This is a genomic window from Streptomyces sp. NPDC107581, assembly GCF_055657175.1.
Genome location: NZ_JBVKBH010000011.1, coordinates 135,516 through 153,866 on the forward strand (window position 1 = coordinate 135,516; position 18,351 = coordinate 153,866).

The 18,351-nt window shown below is 72.5% G+C and carries 13 protein-coding genes; 7 read left to right on the plus strand and 6 right to left on the minus strand.

Going from position 1 to position 18,351, the window contains the following annotated elements:
* Positions 1-264: 264 nt before the first annotated feature.
* Positions 265-2,844, minus strand: a complete 2,580-nt coding sequence (locus ACZ7P3_RS27130) for an ABC transporter permease (protein WP_472085657.1) — start codon at positions 2,842-2,844, stop codon at positions 265-267.
* On the minus strand, positions 2,841-3,629 hold the full coding sequence (locus tag ACZ7P3_RS27135) for an ABC transporter ATP-binding protein (RefSeq protein WP_472085658.1): 789 nt from the start codon (positions 3,627-3,629) through the stop codon (positions 2,841-2,843). Before ACZ7P3_RS27135 ends, ACZ7P3_RS27130 begins: the two co-directional genes overlap by 4 nt.
* Positions 3,630-4,037: 408 nt before the next feature.
* Here ACZ7P3_RS27135 and ACZ7P3_RS27140 point away from each other — a divergent pair, with 408 nt between their 5' ends.
* The 3 genes from ACZ7P3_RS27140 to ACZ7P3_RS27150 all read left to right on the plus strand — a co-directional run bounded on the left by ACZ7P3_RS27140 (position 4,038) and on the right by ACZ7P3_RS27150 (position 7,812).
* Positions 4,038-5,534: an MFS transporter gene (locus ACZ7P3_RS27140; protein ID WP_472085659.1), complete on the plus strand. Its 1,497-nt coding sequence runs from the start codon at positions 4,038-4,040 to the stop codon at positions 5,532-5,534.
* 236 nt (positions 5,535-5,770) lie between these two features.
* Positions 5,771-6,205 (plus strand): DUF485 domain-containing protein, encoded by a 435-nt coding sequence (locus ACZ7P3_RS27145; protein WP_472085660.1) that lies wholly within the window; start codon positions 5,771-5,773, stop codon positions 6,203-6,205.
* Entirely contained in the window at positions 6,202-7,812 is a 1,611-nt protein-coding gene (locus tag ACZ7P3_RS27150; RefSeq protein WP_472085661.1) for a sodium/solute symporter, read from the plus strand. The genes ACZ7P3_RS27145 and ACZ7P3_RS27150 overlap by 4 nt, the downstream gene beginning before the upstream one ends.
* 111 nt (positions 7,813-7,923) lie before the next feature.
* On the opposite strand, the gene ACZ7P3_RS27155 is transcribed toward ACZ7P3_RS27150, so the two are convergent.
* Positions 7,924-8,811: a cellulose-binding protein gene (locus ACZ7P3_RS27155; RefSeq protein ID WP_472085662.1), complete on the minus strand. Its 888-nt coding sequence runs from the start codon at positions 8,809-8,811 to the stop codon at positions 7,924-7,926.
* 137 nt (positions 8,812-8,948) lie between these two features.
* Between ACZ7P3_RS27155 and ACZ7P3_RS27160 the strand changes: the two genes are divergently transcribed.
* Positions 8,949-9,632, plus strand: a complete 684-nt coding sequence (locus tag ACZ7P3_RS27160) for a DUF899 family protein (protein ID WP_472085663.1) — start codon at positions 8,949-8,951, stop codon at positions 9,630-9,632.
* A 396-nt stretch (positions 9,633-10,028) separates the two neighbouring features.
* Here ACZ7P3_RS27160 and ACZ7P3_RS27165 read toward each other — a convergent pair whose 3' ends face one another.
* Together ACZ7P3_RS27165 and ACZ7P3_RS27170 are read right to left on the minus strand one after the other, a co-directional pair.
* Positions 10,029-13,313 (minus strand): SUKH-4 family immunity protein, encoded by a 3,285-nt coding sequence (locus tag ACZ7P3_RS27165; protein ID WP_472085664.1) that lies wholly within the window; start codon positions 13,311-13,313, stop codon positions 10,029-10,031.
* Positions 13,314-13,322: 9 nt separating this feature from the next.
* The gene (locus ACZ7P3_RS27170) at positions 13,323-14,342 is read right to left on the minus strand and encodes an SMI1/KNR4 family protein (protein WP_472085798.1); all 1,020 of its coding nucleotides are present in this window, start codon (positions 14,340-14,342) and stop codon (positions 13,323-13,325) included.
* Positions 14,343-14,627: 285 nt separating this feature from the next.
* On the opposite strand from ACZ7P3_RS27170, the gene ACZ7P3_RS27175 reads away from it, so the two are divergent.
* Complete coding sequence (locus ACZ7P3_RS27175; RefSeq protein ID WP_472085665.1) at positions 14,628-15,143, plus strand: YwqJ-related putative deaminase; 516 nt, start codon at positions 14,628-14,630, stop codon at positions 15,141-15,143.
* Between the two features lie 80 nt (positions 15,144-15,223).
* On the plus strand, positions 15,224-15,754 hold the full coding sequence (locus ACZ7P3_RS27180) for an SUKH-3 domain-containing protein (RefSeq protein WP_472085666.1): 531 nt from the start codon (positions 15,224-15,226) through the stop codon (positions 15,752-15,754).
* 216 nt (positions 15,755-15,970) lie between these two features.
* Here ACZ7P3_RS27180 and ACZ7P3_RS27185 read toward each other — a convergent pair whose 3' ends face one another.
* Positions 15,971-17,284: a sensor histidine kinase gene (locus tag ACZ7P3_RS27185; RefSeq protein ID WP_472085667.1), complete on the minus strand. Its 1,314-nt coding sequence runs from the start codon at positions 17,282-17,284 to the stop codon at positions 15,971-15,973.
* A 160-nt stretch (positions 17,285-17,444) separates the two neighbouring features.
* On the opposite strand from ACZ7P3_RS27185, the gene ACZ7P3_RS27190 reads away from it, so the two are divergent.
* A complete protein-coding gene (locus ACZ7P3_RS27190) occupies positions 17,445-18,350 on the plus strand; it encodes a hypothetical protein (RefSeq protein ID WP_472085668.1) in 906 nt (301 codons plus the stop codon).
* Position 18,351: the final 1 nt, after the last annotated feature.

The window sequence follows — 18,351 nt, forward strand, 5'->3', positions numbered from 1 at the left end:
TTTCCCCCGCAACCCCCGTATGCGGTGGTTCTTTGATCGGCACCCCTCGTACGCGGTGGTTCTCCGATCGGCACCCCCCGCGCGCGGCGGCCCTCCGGCCGGCACCCCCCCACACCCGGCGGCCCTCCGGCCGGCAACCCCCCCCACACCCGGCGGCCCTCCGGCCGGCACCCCCCCACACCCGGCGGCCCTCCGGCCGGCAACCCCCGCGCGCGGCGGCCCTCCGGCCGGCACCGCCCGCGCGCAGTGGCCCCCGGTCGGTCGCTAGTCCGTTGCGATGGCGTTCAGTACGTTCATCCGGCCCGCCCGGAACGCCGGGATCAGGGCGGCGAACAGGCCCACGAAGGCCGAGCCGATGAAGACGGCGATGATCGTCGGCCAGGGGATCTCCAGGACGTTCAGGCCCTGCAGCGCGAGGAGCTTCTGGGCGGTGGTGCCCCAGGTCATGCCCAGGCCGAGGCCCAGCAGCGCGCCGAAGACGGCGATCACCACGGACTCCAGGCGGATCATGCGGCGCAGCTGACGGCGGGAGAGGCCGATGGCCCGCATCAGGCCGATCTCCCGGGTCCGCTCGACCACCGACAGGGCCAGGGTGTTCACCACACCGAGGACCGCGACGATGATCGCGAGGGCCAGCAGGCCGTAGATCATGCTGAGCAGCTGGTCGATCTGGTCCTTCAGCGCCTTCTTGTAGTCGCTCTGGTCCCGCACGGTGACTTCCGGGTAGCGGTGCAGGGAGGACTTCAGCGCCTTGTAGGCGGCCGCCTGCTGCCCGTCCTTGGCGGAGGCGAACACCATCTGGTCGAGCGGCATCCTGTCGGCGGGCACGTACTTGGCCAGCGTGGCGATGGAGGTGTACATGGCGCCCTGGTCGATCACCTCGTCGCTGGAGGTGATCGCGCGGACCGTCAGACGGGCGGTGGAGCCGTCCTTGAACGCCACCGTGATCTTCGAGCCCAGGTGGATGCCGTGGGCCTTGGCGAACTTCTCGTGGACGGACATCGAGTCGGGCCGGTAGGCGTCCTCGAGGTTGCCGGCGACGGTCTTCTTGTGCAGGTCGGTCGCGTAGGTCGGGTCGGCCGCCGTGATGTCCGTGTCCTTGAGTTTCCGGCCGTCCGGGGTGGTGAAGTCCGCTGTGGTCGGCCGGTACTCGGTGACCCGCGCAAGACCCGGGGTGCCCTTGACGCTCTTGACCGCCTGGGGGGTGATGAGCTGCTCGTTGTCCGGCTGGACGATGAAGTCCGTGCCCACGGTCTTGTCGAGCTCGTCGGTGGCGGAGGCGACCATGGAGGAGCCGACCACCGACAGGCAGGCCACCAGCGCGAGGCCGATCATCAGCGCGGCGCCGGTGGCACCGGTGCGGCGCGGGTTGCGCAGGGCGTTGCGCTCGGCCAGCCGGCCGACCGGGCCGAAGATCCGCAGCATGACCGCGCCGAGGACGCGGACCAGGCCGCCCGCGAGGAGCGGGCCGATGACGACGAAGCCGATCAGGGTCAGCGGAATGCCGAGGCCGAGCCAGGCCGAGCCGTCCTTGGCCTTGTCGGCGGTGGCGGCCGCGTACAGGCTCCAGCCGCCGGCGGCGGTGAGCACCAGCCCGATCAGGGCCCGGATCATGCCCGCCTTCGCGTCGGCCGGGGAGCCGGCGTCGCGCAGGGCGGCCATCGGGGAGATCTTGCCGGCGCGCCGGGCGGGCAGGTAGGCGGCGAGGACGGTGACGATCACGCCGAGCAGCAGGCCGACGGTGGGGGTCGTCCAGGCGACGGTGAGATCGTCGGTGGACAGGTGCATGCCCGCGTTGCCCATGAGCTTCATCAGGCCGACCGCTATGCCCACGCCCGCGCCGACGCCGAGCACGGAGCCGATCACGCCGAGCAGCAGCGCCTCGACCAGCACGGACCGGTTGACCTGGCTGCGGGAGGAGCCGATGGCCCGCATCAGGCCGATCTCGCGGGTGCGCTGGGCGACCAGCATCGAGAAGGTGTTGACGATCAGGAAGATGCCGACGAGAAGGGCGATCCCGGCGAAGCCGAGCATCGCGTACTTCATGAAGTCCAGGAGGCTCTTGACGCTCTTCTGGTTGGCGTCGGCGACCTCCTTGGCGGTCTGCACCTTGTAGCCGTGGCCGAGCGCGGCGGTCACGTTCGCCTTCAGCCGCGCGTCGGTGACGCCCTTGGCCGCGGTGACGTTGACGTTGGTGTAGACGCCGGTGCGGCCGACCAGGGTCTGCTGGGCGGTCTTCGTGTCCAGGTAGAAGATCGCGGCGCCGGGGTTGGTGACGGTGAAGGTGGCGATGCCGGACACGCGCGCGTGGTGCGTGCCCACGACGGTGATCACGCCGATGTCGTCGCCGAGCTTCAGATCGTGCTTCTTGGCGGTGTCCGCGTCGACCATGATCTGGCCGGGGCCCTGGGGCGCCGCACCGGAGGTGATCTTCATGGTGCGGGCGTCGTTGCCGTTCCAGCTTCCGACGATGGTCGGCGCGCCGCTGCTGGGCGAGAGCTTGTCGAGGTCGTGGTCGACGACCGTCACCGAGGTCGAGAACACCGTGCCCTCGGCCTTCTTGACGCCCTGGGCCCCCTTGACCTCGCCGACCACGGAGGCCGGCATGACCGGCGGCTTGCCGGTGCGGGAGGTGGTCTGGCCGGTGTCGGAGGAGCCCTTGGCGCTGACCGTCACGTCCGACGACGTCGCCTGGAAGAGCTTGTCGAAGGTGGTGTTCATCGTGTCGGTGAACACCAGCGTGCCGCAGACGAAGGCGACCGAGAGCAGCACCGCGACCGCCGACAGGGCCATGCGGCCCTTGTGCGCGAAGAAGTTGCGCATCGAGGTCTTCAGGACGGTCATGACGTGCGCCCCCGGGCGTCGAAGTCCTTCATGCGGTCCAGGACCTGATCGGCCGTCGGCTGGTACATCTCGTCGACGATCCTGCCGTCGGCGAGGTAGAGCACGCGGTCCGCGTAGGAGGCGGCCACCGGGTCGTGGGTGACCATCACTATGGTCTGGCCCAGTTCGTCCACCGAGCGGCGCAGGAAGCCCAGGACCTCGGCGCCGGCGCGCGAGTCGAGGTTTCCGGTCGGCTCGTCACCGAAGATGATCTCCGGCCGGGCGGCGAGGGCGCGGGCCACGGCGACGCGCTGCTGCTGGCCGCCGGAGAGCTGGGTGGGCCGGTGCTTGAGCCGTCCGGCGAGGCCGACGGTCTCCACGACCCGGTCCAGCCACGCCTTGTCGGGCTTGCGCCCGGCGATGTCCATGGGCAGCGTGATGTTCTCCAGGGCGTTCAGGGTCGGCAGCAGGTTGAACGCCTGGAAGATGAACCCGATGCGGTCCCGGCGCAGCTGGGTGAGCTTCTTGTCCTTCAGGCCGGTGATCTCGGTCTCGTCCAGGTAGATCTGACCGCCGGTCACGGTGTCGAGCCCGGCGAGGCAGTGCATCAGCGTGGACTTGCCGGACCCCGAGGGGCCCATGATCGCGGTGAACTGACCGCGGACGATGTCCACGTCGACGTGGTCCAGGGCGACGACACGGGTCTCGCCGGACCCGTACGCCTTCACGACCTGCCGCGCCCGCGCGGCAACGGCCGTACGCCCTCCAGTGCCCCCATGCCTGGGAATGGTCACAGCCGAAGTCACGGTATGTCTCCTATATCGGTTGGCAGATCGGTGGATGTGCCGGGGTGTTCCGGTGCGTCGTTCCGGGTTCGTCGCCGAGTCTCGCGTCCGGCGGGCATGCCGCGCACTGGCGCGCGACCCCCTCTTGTACGGGGGAAAACCCCACCCCTGTCGGTTCGGTCAGCCGCCCCCCGCGGCCTAAAGCCAGGTTAAGGACGGCACACGGCCCCTCTCGTCCTCCGGACGTACGAATGCCCCCCGACCCGTAGTACGGAGGTACCCCTAGGGGTGGTCCACCGTGGGGTGGAGTCCTTCTCGGGGTCGGCTCCACCCTCCGGCCCGGCGAGCCTCCACCCTCCCGTCGCGCGAGGGTCAAGTGGGAAGCTGGTGCGCGGCCGACAGATGCACGCTGCAAGGGGAAGGAATCCCGTGGGGGGTACGAAGCCTGCGATACGCGACGGCGCCGCGCGGCACACCGCAACGAACCGGCGCGGCGCCGTCGTGGCCGCCCTGATGCTCGCGATGGCGCTGGCGGCGCTCGACTCCACCATCGTCTCGACGGCCGTCCCGCAGATCGTCGGCGACCTCGGCGGCTTCTCCGTCTTCTCGTGGCTGTTCTCCGGCTATCTGCTCGCCGTCACCGTCACGCTGCCCGTCTACGGCAAGCTCTCGGACACCTTCGGCCGCAAGCCGGTGCTGATCGCGGGCGCGAGCGTCTTCCTGCTCGGCTCCCTGCTGTGCGCCCTCGCCTGGAACATGGGCGCGCTGATCGCCTTCCGCATCGTGCAGGGCCTGGGCGGCGGCGCGCTGCAGGGCACGGTGCAGACGCTCGCCGCCGACCTCTATCCGCTGGCCGAGCGCCCCAGGATCCAGTCCAAGCTGTCCACGGTGTGGGCGGTGTCGGCGGTCGCGGGCCCGGGGATCGGCGGCGTGCTCGCGGCCTACGCCGACTGGCGCTGGATCTTCCTGGTCAATCTGCCCGTCGGCGCCCTGGCGCTGTGGCTGGTGGTGCGCCATCTGCATGAGCCGGCGCGCGAGTCCCGAAAGGGGGCGCGCATCGACTGGGCGGGCGCGCTGGCGGTGTTCGCGTGCGGGGGCGTGCTGCTGACGGCGCTGGTGCAGGGCGGGGTCGCGTGGCCGTGGTGGTCCGCGCCGTCCCTCGCGCTGTTCACCACGGGGCTTGCGCTCGTCGCGCTCGTGGTCGTGATCGAGCGCCGCGCGGCCGAACCGATCATCCCCGGCTGGGTGTGGCGCCGCCGCACCATCGCCGCGGTCAACCTGGCGCTCGGCGCGCTGGGCCTGCTGATGGTGGCGCCCACCGTCTTCCTGCCGACGTATGCGCAGGCGGTGCTGGGCCTGGCCCCGGTCGCCGCCGGGTTCGTCCTGTCCGTCTGGACGCTGACCTGGCCCGTGTCGGCGGCGCTCAGCCAGCACGTGTACCGGCGGATCGGCTTCCGCAACACCGCGATGCTCGGCATCGGCGCGGCGACGCTGATCCTGCTGGCGTTCCCGTTCCTGCCGTATCCGGGGGCGGCGTGGCAGCCGACGCTGCTGATGACGTTCCTCGGGGCGGCGCTGGGGCTGTTCCAACTCCCGCTGATCGTGGGCGTGCAGTCGACGGTGGGCTGGGCGGAACGCGGCACGACGACGGCGTCCGTGCTCTTCTGCCGGCAGACCGGGCAGACCGTCGGCGCGGCCGTCTTCGGCGCGGTCGCCAACGGCGTCCTGGCCGCACGCCTGGGCGGCGCGGGCGACCTGGACTCCGTCACCCGCGGGCTGGCCTCCGGCACGGCACCGCAGGCCACGCGGCACGCCGTCGCCGACGCGGTGCACGCCGTGTACCTGGGGGCGTCCCTGGCGGCGGCGCTGGCGTTCCTGGTGCTGCTGGTCCTGGCACCGCGGCGCTTCCCGGTCCTGAAGGACTGAGCCCCAACGGCCGCCCGCGCGGCCGGTGTTCACACCGGCACAGCCGTTTCAAAGGTCTGAGTTAATCGCGGTAACACCCCAGGTCAGTGCGTATCCGGCACAGTAAGCGCATACCGACCGGCCAGTTCGGAGAAAAGCTTCCGCATTCCGATTACGGGCGAGTAGCGTGCGTGGCTCGCACCCCCCAACTCCCTGCGGTCCGCCGCCACGGACCCGAGCCCTGCAAGGAGACCGGGATGTCCTACGACCCGTCCCCGTCGTACCCGTATCCGCCGCGACAACCGAACCCGCCGCACCTCACCTACCCCTGGCAGCCCCAGCCGCCCGCCCCCGAACCGGCCCCCCACCGCACCCCGCCCCCCGCCCTGGGCAACCACAGCGACCTGCGCATCCTGCGCAGCGCCTCCCGCTGGCAGCGCCGCGTGGCCGGGCTCACGGCGCTCGGCTACTTCAGCCTGTTCCTGGTCCTGTCGGCGTTCGCACCGTCGTTCATGACGAGCACGGCGGTGGCCGGCCTGCCCACGGGCCTGCTGCTCGCCCTGCTCCAACTCCCCGTCACCTGGCTGGCCATAGCGCTGTACGAACACACCGCGCGGCGCTACGTCGACCCGCTCGCGGACCGCATCCGCAGGCTGGCCGAGGTGGACGCGCGACGGGAGGCGGGACGATGACGGGTTTCAGCGCCTCCGCGCAGACGATGTCGCTGGTCGCCTTCACCTCCGTAGCGACGATCACACTGCTGCTGTGCGTGATGACCGGCCCCGACCGGGACGGCCTGGACGAGTTCTACACGGGCTACGGATCCCTGTCTCCGATGCGCAACGGCCTCGCCATCGCCGGTGACTACATCTCGGCGGCGTCCGTGCTCGGCACGGGCGGGGTGATCGCCCTGTGCGGCTACGACGGGATCGTGCTGGCACTGAGCACCACCCTGTCGTTGATGCTGCTGATGTTCCTGCTGGCCGAACCGCTGCGCAACGCGGGCCGGTTCACGATGGGCGACGCCCTGGCCCGCCGGATGCCGGGCCGGGCGGTGCGGATGACGGCGTGCGCGGTGACGATCGCGGCGCTGCTGCCGCTGATGCTCGTCCAACTGGCCGGCGCCGGACAGCTACTGGCCTTCATCCTCGGCTTCTCCAACGACTCGCTGAAGACGGGATGCGTGGTCGGGCTCGGCCTGCTGATGATCAGCTACGCGGCGATCGGCGGCATGAAGGGCACCGCCCTGATCCAGATCCTGAAGATCGTGATGCTGCTCGGTTCGGGCGCCGTCGTCGCCGTACTGATCCTGCGCCAGTTCGCCTGGGACCCCGGCGCGCTGTTCCACACGGCGGCGCGGCAGAGCGGGGTCGGCGACGCCTTCCTGCACTCCGGCCTGGAGTTCACGGGCGGCGCGAACCCGCGCCTGGACATGATCACGTCGGAGCTCACCGTCGTCCTCGGCGGCGCCTGCCTGCCGCACATCACCATGCGCACCTACACCGCCTCCAGCGCCCGTCAGGTGCGGCGCTCGATGTCCTGGGCGGTGTCGGCGGTCGCACTGTTCGTGCTGGTGATCACGGTGGTCGGCTTCGGCGCGACCGCGCTGATCGGGCGCGCGACGATCGCGGCCGCCGACCCGCAGGGCAACACGGCGTACCTGCTGGGGTCGCGGGCGGCCTTCGGCGCGGACGTGTCGACGGCGGAGACCCTGCTGTTCACGGCGGTGACGACGGCGATCTTCCTGACCCTGCTGGCCTCGGTGGCCGGCATGATCCTGGCCTGCGCCAACTCCCTGGCCCACGACGTCTTCGCGGCCCGCGTCCAGGAGATGCCCGCCCGCCGCGAGATGATGCTGGCCCGCGTCTCGGCACTGGCGGTCGGCATCCCGGCGATCCTGCTGTCCATCCAGGTCCAGCACCGCACTCTGCAGCCCCTGGTGACGCTCTCCTTCTGCCTGGGCGCCTCCGCCATCGCCCCGGCCCTGGTCTACGGACTCTTCTGGCGCCGCTACACCCGCGCGGGCCTGCTGTGCACCCTGATCGGCGGCACACTGGCGGTGCTGGCGCTGATGCCGGGGACGAATCTGGTCTCCGGCTCACCGACCGCGCTCTTCCCGGACGCCGACTTCAACTGGTTCCCCTTCACGACCACAGGGCTCGTCACCATCCCGCTGGGCTTCGCCCTCGGCTGGGCGGGCACGGTGGCCTCGGGGCGCCGGAAGGCGGAGGAACAGCGCCGCCAGTACGAGGCGGTCGAGGGATGGATCCTGGCCGGGGCGGTGCGCAGGGGCAACTGACGCCCGCGCCCCACTGCCGGACCCGGCACCGCACGCCCCTGCCGGGCCCGCGCCCCACTGCCGGGCCGGGCGCCGCACGCCCCCTGCCACACCCGCGCGGGCGGGCTCCTGCTACTCCACCGGCGCCCTCCCGGTCAGGGACAGGAGACTGCTGCGCACATGGTCCATCTGGGCCTGCACCTCGTCCCAGGTCTCCCCGTGCTCGCGCAGCACCCGCTCCGTCTCCCGAACGACCCCCTCCTCGTGCACCCGCGCCTGCGCGAGCATCTCGTCGGCACGCTCGCGCGCCTGCCCCAGGCACCGGTCCTCGGACGCCCGGGCATCGGCGAGCGCCTGTTCGGCCTCGGCGAGCGCGGCCTCGGCACGCGCGACCCGCTCGACATGGTCCGCCTCGAACGCGGCGGCGCGCTCCTTCGCCTCGCGCTCCGCCCCGGCCTGCCGCTCGGCGAACTCCTTCTGCTGCTCGGCGAGCATGACGGAGCAGCGCCCGCGCGTCTCACGCACATCGGCGAGCGCCTCACCACGTCTCTCCTTCGCCTCGCGCCGCGCGGAGACACGGAGGTCGTCCTCCTCGGCGCGCGCCGCAAGCAGGCGCTGGCGCGCGTACTCGTCCGCCTCGGCCCGCAGGATGTCGGCGTACGCCCGGGCCTCGCCCTGCACCCGCTCCGCGTAGGTGCGCGCCTCGTCCGCAAGGCCCCCCGCCTCCTGCCGCGCGCCTTCGCGGACCGCCGCCGCCTCCTCCTGCCCGAACTGGAAGATCCGCCGAGCACGCTCCCCCAGCGTCTCGTACGTCTGCGGTGCGAGCCGCGCCACGACCTCCCGCAGCCGTACGAGCTCCTCGTCCATCTCCCGCGCGAGCACCGTCAGCCGCGCGGCACGCTCCCACGCGGCGTCCCGGTCGTCGGAGAGGGCCGCGGCGTACGCATCGGCCTGTTCGGGACGGTAACCCCGCCCCCGCCCGGCCGTGAAACCGTAGGGCGACACCGGTGCGCCGCTCATCCTGGAACCCCTCTCCGCCGAATGGACCACGAGATGATGATTTCGCGCACATCTTGATGTACAGGACGGAAAGGCTCATAACGCGACACTCCGGCCGAACGTCACGGTCGGTCACGGTCAGTACCCAGGAGGACGCGATGCTGCGGCACACCCGACTGCCCGGCGAGTCCGCGGAGTACCTCGCCGCCCGCGAAGAACTCCGCCTCGCCGAGATCGAACTCATGCGCCACCGCGAGCAGGTGGCAGCCCGGCGACGGGCACTCCCGCAGGGCCCGCCGGTCGACGACTACGTCTTCCTCGAAGGACCCGCCGACCTCGACGCGGGCGACACCCCGGTCCGCGAGGTCACCCTCGGCGAGCTGTTCACCGCCCCGGACCGGCCGCTGATCATCTACCACTTCATGTACGGCAAGCTCCAGGAGAACGCCTGCCCCATGTGCACCATGTGGATCGACGGCTTCAACGGCGCCGCCCGCCACCTCGCCCAGAACGCCGATCTCGCCGTCGCGGCAGCCGCCGACCTGCCCACGCTGCGCGCCCACGCCCGCACCCGCGGCTGGACCGCCCTACGCCTGCTGAGCTGCGGCGACAGCACCTTCAAGTACGACCTGGGCAGTGAGGACAAGGACGGCGAGCAGGACTCCACCGTCTCGGTCTTCACCCGGGACGGCGACGGCACGGTCCGCCACTTCTACTCCATGCACCCGCGCATGGACGAGGACATCGACCAGCGCGGAATCGACCTGCTCAACCCCGTCTGGCATCTGCTCGACCTGACCCCCGGCGGCCGGGGCGAGTGGTTCGCGGGACTGGACTACTGAGGGCGGTGCGCGCCCGGCTGCCGGCCCACTCGACAGAGCCGACCGGCCCCGGACGACCCAGCCGGCCCGGACGACCCAGCCGGCCCAGCCCCAAGGAGCCCGTCCCAGCAGCCCGTCCGTCCCACTGCGGCGCCGCGTCGGGGCAGGCCCGTGCCATCGCTACGGCCGCCTCACGGCAGGCCGGCCCGCCACGGCGCCCGGCTCACCGCAGGCCGACCCACTACGACGCCCGCCTCACCGCAGGCCCGTCGACCGCTGCGGCCCGCCTCACGGCAGGCCGCTCCACAACGACGCCCGCCTCACCGCAGGCCGACCCACTACGACGCCTGCCTCACCGCAGGCCCGTCGACCGCTGCGGCCCGCCTCACGGCAGGCCGCTCCACAACGACGCCTGCTCTACAGCAGCCCGTCCCACATCTGCTCCAGCAGCACCGACCACCAGCTCTCCGGCGAACCGAGCGCCGCCGGGTCCAGGGCGGCCAGCTGGGCCTGGAAGTCGACGGCCCAGCGGCCCGCCTGCTCCTGGTTCAGCCCGAACCGCAGCCGCCACATCCGGCCCAGCAGCGCCAGGCACCGCGCGAACTCCGGCAGCCCGGTGTTGACGAACTGCGGCGCCACCGGCGCACCGCCGGGGCCCGCCTCCACGGGCACCGCAACGATGTTCGCGGTGCCGTACTGGACGCAGATCGCCCTGCCGAAGTCCGTGCCCATGACGAGATACGAGCCCGCGTCCGAGGCCGGCTGCACCCCGCGCTCGGCCGCCAGCTCCGCCAGCGTCGGCACCGGCCGGCCCGGCTGCGCCTGTGCCCAGAAGAACGGGCCCAGGTCCACCGGCAGCCCGGCCGTCGCCAGTGTGTGCGCCACGACCGGCGGCACGCCCTGGCGTGACACCGCCTGCTGCTCGAACCGGAAGATCCCCGGCCCGAACGCCGCAGCCAGCTCCTGCGCGACGGCCTCCGGCGGGACGGGCGGCGCGGCCTGCACCGGCGGCAAGGGCGCCCGCACCGGCGCCGGACGCGCGGGACCGTCCGCCACCTGGTGCAGCTCGCCCTGGTGCGCCAGCAACTGCTGCATGCCCTGCTGCCGGCTCGCGTGGTCCGTGCCGTACGGCGCGATGCTCGTGATGCGCGCCTGCGGCCACTGCTCCCGGATCATCCGCGCGCAGTACGCGCCCGGCAGCTCGCACGACTCCAGCTCCGTGTGCAGCTCCAGCACCTGGTCCGGCGGGACGTTCATCGACCGCAGCTCGTGGAAGATCTGCCACTCCGGGTGCGGCGTACCCGGCGCCGAACGCCGGATCAGCTGCTGCTCCGAACCGTCCTGCGCGCGGTAGCGCAGCACGGCCTGGTACCCGGGGCCCACCGTCGGCTGCCCCTGCTGCGGATAGCCGTAGGCCGGAGGCTGCCCCGGCAGCGGGCCGCCCGGCGGCACGGCACCCGGCGGCATCGGCTGCGGGGCACCCGGGGCTCCCGGCGGCATGCCGGGAGCGCCCGGCGCGCCGAGTCCGCCCGGGGCGGGCGGCGGGGGCACACCCGGGCCGCCCACAGGGGGCGCCGCCAGCACGGTCTGCGCGTGGTGCACCGCACCATGCGCGCCTCCGGAAGCGCCGGGGGCGCTCGGCGGCTGCGGGACGCCAGGAGCGCCAGGGGCACCAGGCGGCTGAGGCGCGCCGGGCGCGGGCGGCATGCCGGGGGCGCCCGGAACCGCGGGGGCACCAGGCGGCTGCGGCATGCCAGGCGCACCAGGCACCCCCGGGACACCCGGCGGCTGCGGGGCGCCCGGAGCCGGCGGCGCGCCCGCTCCCAGCTGGCTCGGGTCGGCCAGCACCGTGGCCGCGTGGTGGACGCTGCCCGGGGGCGTGCCCGGAGCACCCGGCGCACCGGGCTGATGGGGGGCGCCCGGCGCATTCGGTACGCCCGGAGCCTGCGGCGTCTGCGCGCCCCCCGGCCCACCAGGAACACCCGGAGCGCCCGCTCCCTCAGGCCCCTCGGGCCCGAGCGCGGACACGAGCTGCGTCGGCACATACCCGCCCGCAGGCGCACTCGGCGCGGGCGCCACGGGCGACGCGGGGTGGCCGGAAGGCGCACCCGGCACGGGCGGCGCGGGATACCCCGGACGCGCGCCCGGCGCACCAGGGGCACCCGGCGGAGGCGGAGGAGCGCCCGCCCCGCCGCGCGCCTTGCGCGGCGGCGGCGCGGCCTTGCTCGTCGCGGCGTCCGCGATGTCCCCGGCGTTCTGCGCGAGCGGCCGTCCGGGGCCGCCCGGAGACTGCGGCGCATCCGGGGCACCACCCGGCGCCTGCGGATAGCCGTAACCAGGAGCGACCTGCGGCCCGCCGGGGCCCACCGGCGCGCCCGGACCCTGCGGATAGCCGTACGTCGGGGCGCCCGGAGGCGGCGGCGGAGGCGTACTGCCCGACGGAGCACCCGGCGCACCCGGCGCACCGGGAGCCGCAGGGGGCGCGGGCGGGGTGCCGGGCGCCGGAGTGTGGACCGGCGCGCCCGGCGGAGGCGTGCCAGGTGCCGCCGGCGCCGGCGGATAGCCGTAGGTCGGGGCGCCCGGAGGCGGCGGAGGCGTACTGCCCAGCGGAACGCCGGATGCAGCCGGGGCACCCGGGACAGGCGTGCCACTCTGCGCTCCCGGCGGCGGGAAGCCCTGCACTCCCGGCGGCGGGAAGCCCTGCGCTCCCGGCGGGTAGTTCTGCGCCTCGGGCGGCGGGAAGCCCTGCGCCCCCGGAGGGAAGCCCTGTGCTCCGGGCGGGTAGTTCTGAGCTCCCGGCGGGAAACCCTGCGCTCCCGGCGGGTGGTTCTGTGCCCCGGGCGGCGGGAAGCCCTGTGCTCCGGGCACGTTCGAGGCATCGAGCGCCGGTGCCACCGCCGTGGGCGGCAACTGGCTGCCCCCCGACATCAACGCCGTCTTCGCGTCCGACAGCGCCGCCGGCGGCCGCGGAGCCGGGCCGTCCTGCTCGCTCAACGGCGGTGCGAACACCGTCGCGGGCAACGGCACCGAACGGTCCTCCCCCGCCTCCGCGTTCGTGTCCGTACCGGCCCACGGCGTGGCCCCGGCCGGCACCTCGGGCGCACTCGGCACGCCCGCAGCCGCAGCCGCCGAAGCGGTGGCATCCGTCACCGCAGGCACCCCGGCCTGCGTCTCCGCAAGCGCTCCTCCGCTGGAGAAACCCTGACCGACCGAACCGGCACCCGCACCCGCACCCGCACCAGGAGTGGAAGCAGGAGCGTCCGCCCCGGCCACGCCCGCCGCAGGAACCGCAGCGCCCGAGCCCTCCCCCGACCGCCGGTCCGGAAGGCCCAGCTTGTCCGCCGCCTCCTGCAACCACTCCGGCGGACTCAGCAGGAACGACGTCTGGTTCAGATCCACCCGCGCAGCAGCCGGCGCCGGCACCGCGTCCTCGACCTCGTCACCACGGCCGTACTCCTCCTCGTACCGGCGGATCACCTCACCCACCGGGAGCGCCGGCCACAGCGTCGCCTCACCACTGTCCCGGGCGATCACCAGCCGCTGCCCGCCCGCATCCGAACGTGGGCCCTCCGCACGGTCCTCGCCCCACACCACGAAACCCAGCTCGAACTCCCGCACCCGCACCTCACGGTGCTGGTACGCCGGGACATCCCCGTTGATCCACTCCTCGGCGCGCTCCTGCGCCTGCGCGAACGTCACCATCGCCGAAGCTCACTCCCCCACGGAAGAGACCGGAACGGCACGCGCGAAACCGCCGTCCACCATCAGATTCGCCACCGTCTCCAGCTCCGGCGGACTGCCCGCGAGCCGCGACAGGAAGGCGTCGAAATCGTCACCGCACGGCAGCAGCAACCGCTCCACCCGCTCGGCCGGCGGCCACGACGGATCCACGTCCCGCACATCGTCGTACGCGCAGAACCACACCGAACCCAGCCGCTCGCCCTTCACCTTCACCGCGAGCAGACCGCCCTGCACAAAACCGACGCCCAGATAGTCCTTCGTCAGATGGTCGCGCAGGCACTTGTTCACATACACCAGGTCATTGACCGCCGCCTCGTCCCGCACCGTGAAGAACGGCTGGTCCAGCAGCAGCCCCAGCTCGGCATCGAGCGCCGTACCCACCGGCGCACACCCACCCGCCGCCTTCAGGAACGAGCGGTAGGCACCCGGCAGCCGATAGCCCAGGTCCTCCTCCAGGCCCTGCACCTGCGACTCCGTCACGGCCACACCCGACTTCGGCAGCCCGAAGTGCGCCGGACGCGTCTCCTGCAACGGCCGCGTCCCCCGCTTGCCCTGGTCCACCCGCGCCGAAGCGATCCCGCCGTGATGCCGCAGCAACGCCTTCACATCGACCGGAACCAGCTCCAGCCGCCGCGAACCCACCACGTGATGCCACGTCCAGCCATGCGGCGTCGCCACATCCGGCACCGTGTCCCACAACTCGTGCCCCGACGCCGCGAGCGCCGCGTTCGCCGACACATAGTCCGTCAGCCGCAGCTCGTCGACCCCGAAACCCTCCGGTGGATCGGCGATCTCCGCCGCCGCACGCGCATAAGCGGAGAAGTCGGGGTAACCATGCTCGTCGACCCGTACCCCTCTCGGGTGACGTGCCGCCCGGACCGGATCCGGGAAGTGCACGACCTGCCCGGCGTAGGCCGCGTTCGGCGGCGCGGCTTGTGCCCCGGCCTGGCGGCTGGGCGGTGCCCCCAGCCCGAGCCGACCTGTCGTCATGGCGGTTGCCCCCTGCGGCGTTCTCTCTGGCCTGAACGGCGGTGTCGATCGCGGATGGCGACAGCCTATGCGGTACACGAACCCCGGTCACCGGCCCACCGCATCCACCGGCCCACCCACCCCGCGTTCCCGCCACCACCGACCCCCCGCAACCGTGACCAGCCGTCACCCCGCCGTGACAGCCCGCCCAAACCCGGGCGTGTCGCGCCGACCCAGCTTCCCGACCAGGCACGGCATTTGGCACTCTGTGTCCTTCGGGGGACGCCCGGGGAGGGGAAGACCATCATGAATACCTTGCAGACCGGAGGTAACGACGTGCGGGCCGGGGACCCTCGCATCGGCTGGAGCGGCACCGGCACACCCACCGCCCCCGCCCTCCTGCACCGCCGCGACGGCATCCTGCCCACCGTCGCCGCGGCCCTCTCCGTACGCGGCGCCACCCTCACCGGCACCGCCGCCCGCGGCGACCAGGCACCGTCCCTGCACCCCCTCGTCCAGGACTTCCTCGACACCCTCACCAGCGCCCAGCGCGACCGCTTCACCGGCCGCTGCGCCGAAACCATCCTCATCTCGCGGCACATCGCCGCCGCCGACGCCACCCGCAGCAAACGCGCCGCCCGGAAACCCATGACCAACGGCGAAGCCCGCAAAGCCCTCAAACAGGCCAAACTCACCGCCCGCCGCATACGCGAGGACGGCGACCCCCTCCACGGCAGCTTCGCCACCCCCTGCCGCGCCTGCACCGCCCTCAGCGCCCACTTCGGCGTCCGCATCGTCGACCCGGCCGCAGCCGACCACTGAACCGACGGCCGGACCCCGGCCCCGCCGACACGACCCCACACCTCCGGCACGACCCGGCGAACACGACGATCGAAGGGCAGATGCACCCCGACCGCGCCTCCTCCCCCAGCCCCGGACCCTCCCGACCGGGGGGACACCCCTCACGCTTCCCCGTACCCGTCGACGCCGCCCTGCGCGCCGCCGGCTGGCAACCCGGACGCTGGGACATAAAGCAGGCGGAGATCTGGGCCGACACCCTGCGCGAGCACACCTCGCCCGCCGGACACCGGCACACCGTCTTCCCCGCCGCCGTCGAAGCCTGGGCCGAATTCGGCAGCCTCCGCATCGCCCCCACCGGCCCCGGCCGCCAGATCGCCCCCGCCACCCTCCACCTCGACCCCCTGCACGGCCTCCACCTCGCCCGCACCCTCGGCGACCTCGGCCGCGCCCTCGGCACCGAGGTCTGCCCCCTCGGCGCCGAGACCGACACCGCCGCCCTCCTCGCCGTCGACGCCCAGGGCCGCGTCTACACCCTCGACCACACCGGCGACTGGTACGTCGGCCCCGACATCGGGCACGCCCTGTCCACCCTCATCGCCGGCATGGAACCCGCCCGCCTCACCACCGGCTGACCCGACCGAACGACACAGCACGGCACGGGACAGGACGGGACGGGAGGGCAGGGCACGGGAGGGCACGGCACGGCACGGGACGGCAGGGCACGGCACGGCACGGGACGGCAGGGCACGGCACGGCACGGCAGGGCACGGCACGGCACGGCAGGGCACGGCACGGCAGGGCACGGCACGGCACGGCACGGCACGGGCCGAACCATCGAGCCCGTCGGCCTACACCGCCGGAATCACCGCCGACACCCGGAAACCGCCCGCATCCGTCGGCCCCGACACAAACACACCGCCCAGCGCCACGACCCGCTCCCGCATCCCCACCAGGCCATTGCCACCCGACGGCAACCGCACCGCCCCCGCCGAAGCCGGCTCCGGCGGCGGCTCGTTCTCCACCTGCATCGCGATCTCCACCCCACGATGCGCCAGCCGCACATACGTCTTCGCACCCGCCGCATGCTTGTGGACGTTCGTCAACGCCTCCTGCACCACCCGGTACGCCGTCTGCTCCACCGTCGCCGCATACGAACGCGCCTCCCCCTCCACCGACAGATCCACCACCATCCCCGCAGCCGCCGACTGCCCGACCAGCTCCTCCAGCTCCGACAGACACGGCCCTTCCGCCGCACCCACCTCATCGGCCACCCGGGACGCCGCCTCCGCAGCCGCCACCCCGACCGCCGCCAACGGCGCCGACGCCGCACGCCGCCCCGCACCCTCCCCCGCCCGCAGCACCCCGAGCATCTCCCGCAGCTCCGTCAACGCCTGCCGCCCCATGTCACCCACCAGCGCAGCGTTCTTCACCGCCTTCTCGGGATCCTTACGGGCAACCGCCTGCAGCGCGGCCGCATGCACCACCATGAGACTGACCCGGTGGGCCACCACGTCATGCATCTCGCGGGCGATCCGCGTCCGCTCCTCGTTCCGCGCCCACTCGGCCCGCTCCTCCGCCCGCTCCGCCAGCAACTGGAGCTCCCGCTCCAGACTGTCCGCCCGCTCCCGCAGACTCTCCATCAGCCGACGCCGCGCCCCCACGTACAACCCGAGCAGCAACGGCGGAGCCGTCAGCCCCAAGGACGTCGCTATCGACGCGAACGGGACGAACCAGTCACCCAGCGTCAGGTCCCCCCGCGCCATGTCCTGCCGCACCCGCACGAACGTCACGATCATCGTGCCCAGGAACGACATCCCCGCCAGCGCCACGATGATCCGGCGCGGCAGCTCGCACGTGGCCAGCGTGTACAGGCCCACGATGCCCATCAGAAAGCCCATCTGGGCCGGCGTGATCGCGATCGCGACCAGCACGACAGCGATCGGCCACTTCCTGCGCACCAGCAGCACCGAACCGGCGATCAGCCCGAACACGATCCCCACCGACACCGGGATCCCCGCGTCCCGGGCGAACGGAATCCCCTCCGCGCCGCACTCCACGGCGGACACCAGCGCGAGACTCCCGTCGAGCACCGCACTGCGCCACCTGGCCCACCACCATGGGCCGGTCAGGGCCCTGGTGTGCTCTTCCCCCGTCGTGGTCATGCCTCCAGCGTACGGGCGCACAGGGCGCCATTTCCGGTGACTTTCACCTACCGGCAGGGACCACACCCCGTAATCGAATGACACCAGAACCCGCCGTTTTCCCTCGAACTACTGAACCCCACCGGTTCGACACCGGAAGTCCACATTCCGCCCGGACGGTATGCCTATGACACATGCACCTGGCACAGACGGCGGCAACGGCGGGAACGGCAGGTACGAGGACTTCGAGGGGTTACGGGAGCGAGCCGTCGCGTTACGACGGGAGGGGCTCAGCCTCCGGCAGATCCGGGACGAGCTGAAGGTCTACAACAACGACATCCTCAACCGGCTGGTGAAGGGGGAACCCCCACCGGAGTGGACGAAGCGGCCGAACGCCAAGGACGACCTGAGGGAGAAGGCGCGGGAGCTACGGCTGCAGGGGTGGACGTACGACCGGATCCAGGTCGCGCTGGGGTGCTCGAAGAGTTCGATCTCGTCGTGGGTGCGGGACCTGCCGAAGCCGGAGCGCAGGCGCAGCCCCGAGGATGCGGCAGCGATCGCCCGCAAGGGCTGGGAGGAGAAACTGCGCATCCGGGACGGAGAGCGTCGACGCACGAAAGATGAGGCCAGGCTGGCGGTGGGCGGCCTGTCGGCTCGCGAGCTGTTCTTGGTGGGCGTGGGCCTCTACTGGGCCGAGGGCGGCAAGGACAAGCCGTACGCCCGCCGAGAGAACGTCGCCTTCGTCAACAGCGACCCGGGAATGATCGAGGTGTTCCTGGCCTGGCTGGACCTTTTGAAGGTGGAGCGCGACCGCCTGCGCTTCACGATGATGATCCACGAGACGGCAGACATCGAAGCGGCCGAGCGCTACTGGGCAGAGCTGGTCGGCGCCGCCCCCGACTCCTTCAACAAGACGACCGTCAAGAAGCACAGCCCCAAGACGGTCCGCAAGAACACGGGCGAGAACTACCGGGGCTGCCTCGTCATCAAAGTTCTGAAGGGTGCCGACTTGTACCGTCGCATCGAGGGGTCCTGGTACGGCATAGTGGAGGCCGCACGCGAAGCCGATCAACCGAATCAGACATAGC

Coding starts and splice junctions, on each gene's coding strand:
- ACZ7P3_RS27165 (WP_472085664.1), bottom strand. CDS start 13,313: ATGGTGACGTTCGCGCAGGCGCAGGAGCGCGCCGAGGAGTGGATCAAC.
- ACZ7P3_RS27150 (WP_472085661.1), top strand. CDS start 6,202: ATGACGGGTTTCAGCGCCTCCGCGCAGACGATGTCGCTGGTCGCCTTC.
- ACZ7P3_RS27155 (WP_472085662.1), bottom strand. CDS start 8,811: ATGAGCGGCGCACCGGTGTCGCCCTACGGTTTCACGGCCGGGCGGGGG.
- ACZ7P3_RS27175 (WP_472085665.1), top strand. CDS start 14,628: ATGAATACCTTGCAGACCGGAGGTAACGACGTGCGGGCCGGGGACCCT.
- ACZ7P3_RS27130 (WP_472085657.1), bottom strand. CDS start 2,844: ATGACCGTCCTGAAGACCTCGATGCGCAACTTCTTCGCGCACAAGGGC.
- ACZ7P3_RS27185 (WP_472085667.1), bottom strand. CDS start 17,284: ATGACCACGACGGGGGAAGAGCACACCAGGGCCCTGACCGGCCCATGG.
- ACZ7P3_RS27160 (WP_472085663.1), top strand. CDS start 8,949: ATGCTGCGGCACACCCGACTGCCCGGCGAGTCCGCGGAGTACCTCGCC.
- ACZ7P3_RS27170 (WP_472085798.1), bottom strand. CDS start 14,342: ATGACGACAGGTCGGCTCGGGCTGGGGGCACCGCCCAGCCGCCAGGCC.
- ACZ7P3_RS27145 (WP_472085660.1), top strand. CDS start 5,771: ATGTCCTACGACCCGTCCCCGTCGTACCCGTATCCGCCGCGACAACCG.
- ACZ7P3_RS27180 (WP_472085666.1), top strand. CDS start 15,224: ATGCACCCCGACCGCGCCTCCTCCCCCAGCCCCGGACCCTCCCGACCG.
- ACZ7P3_RS27190 (WP_472085668.1), top strand. CDS start 17,445: ATGCCTATGACACATGCACCTGGCACAGACGGCGGCAACGGCGGGAAC.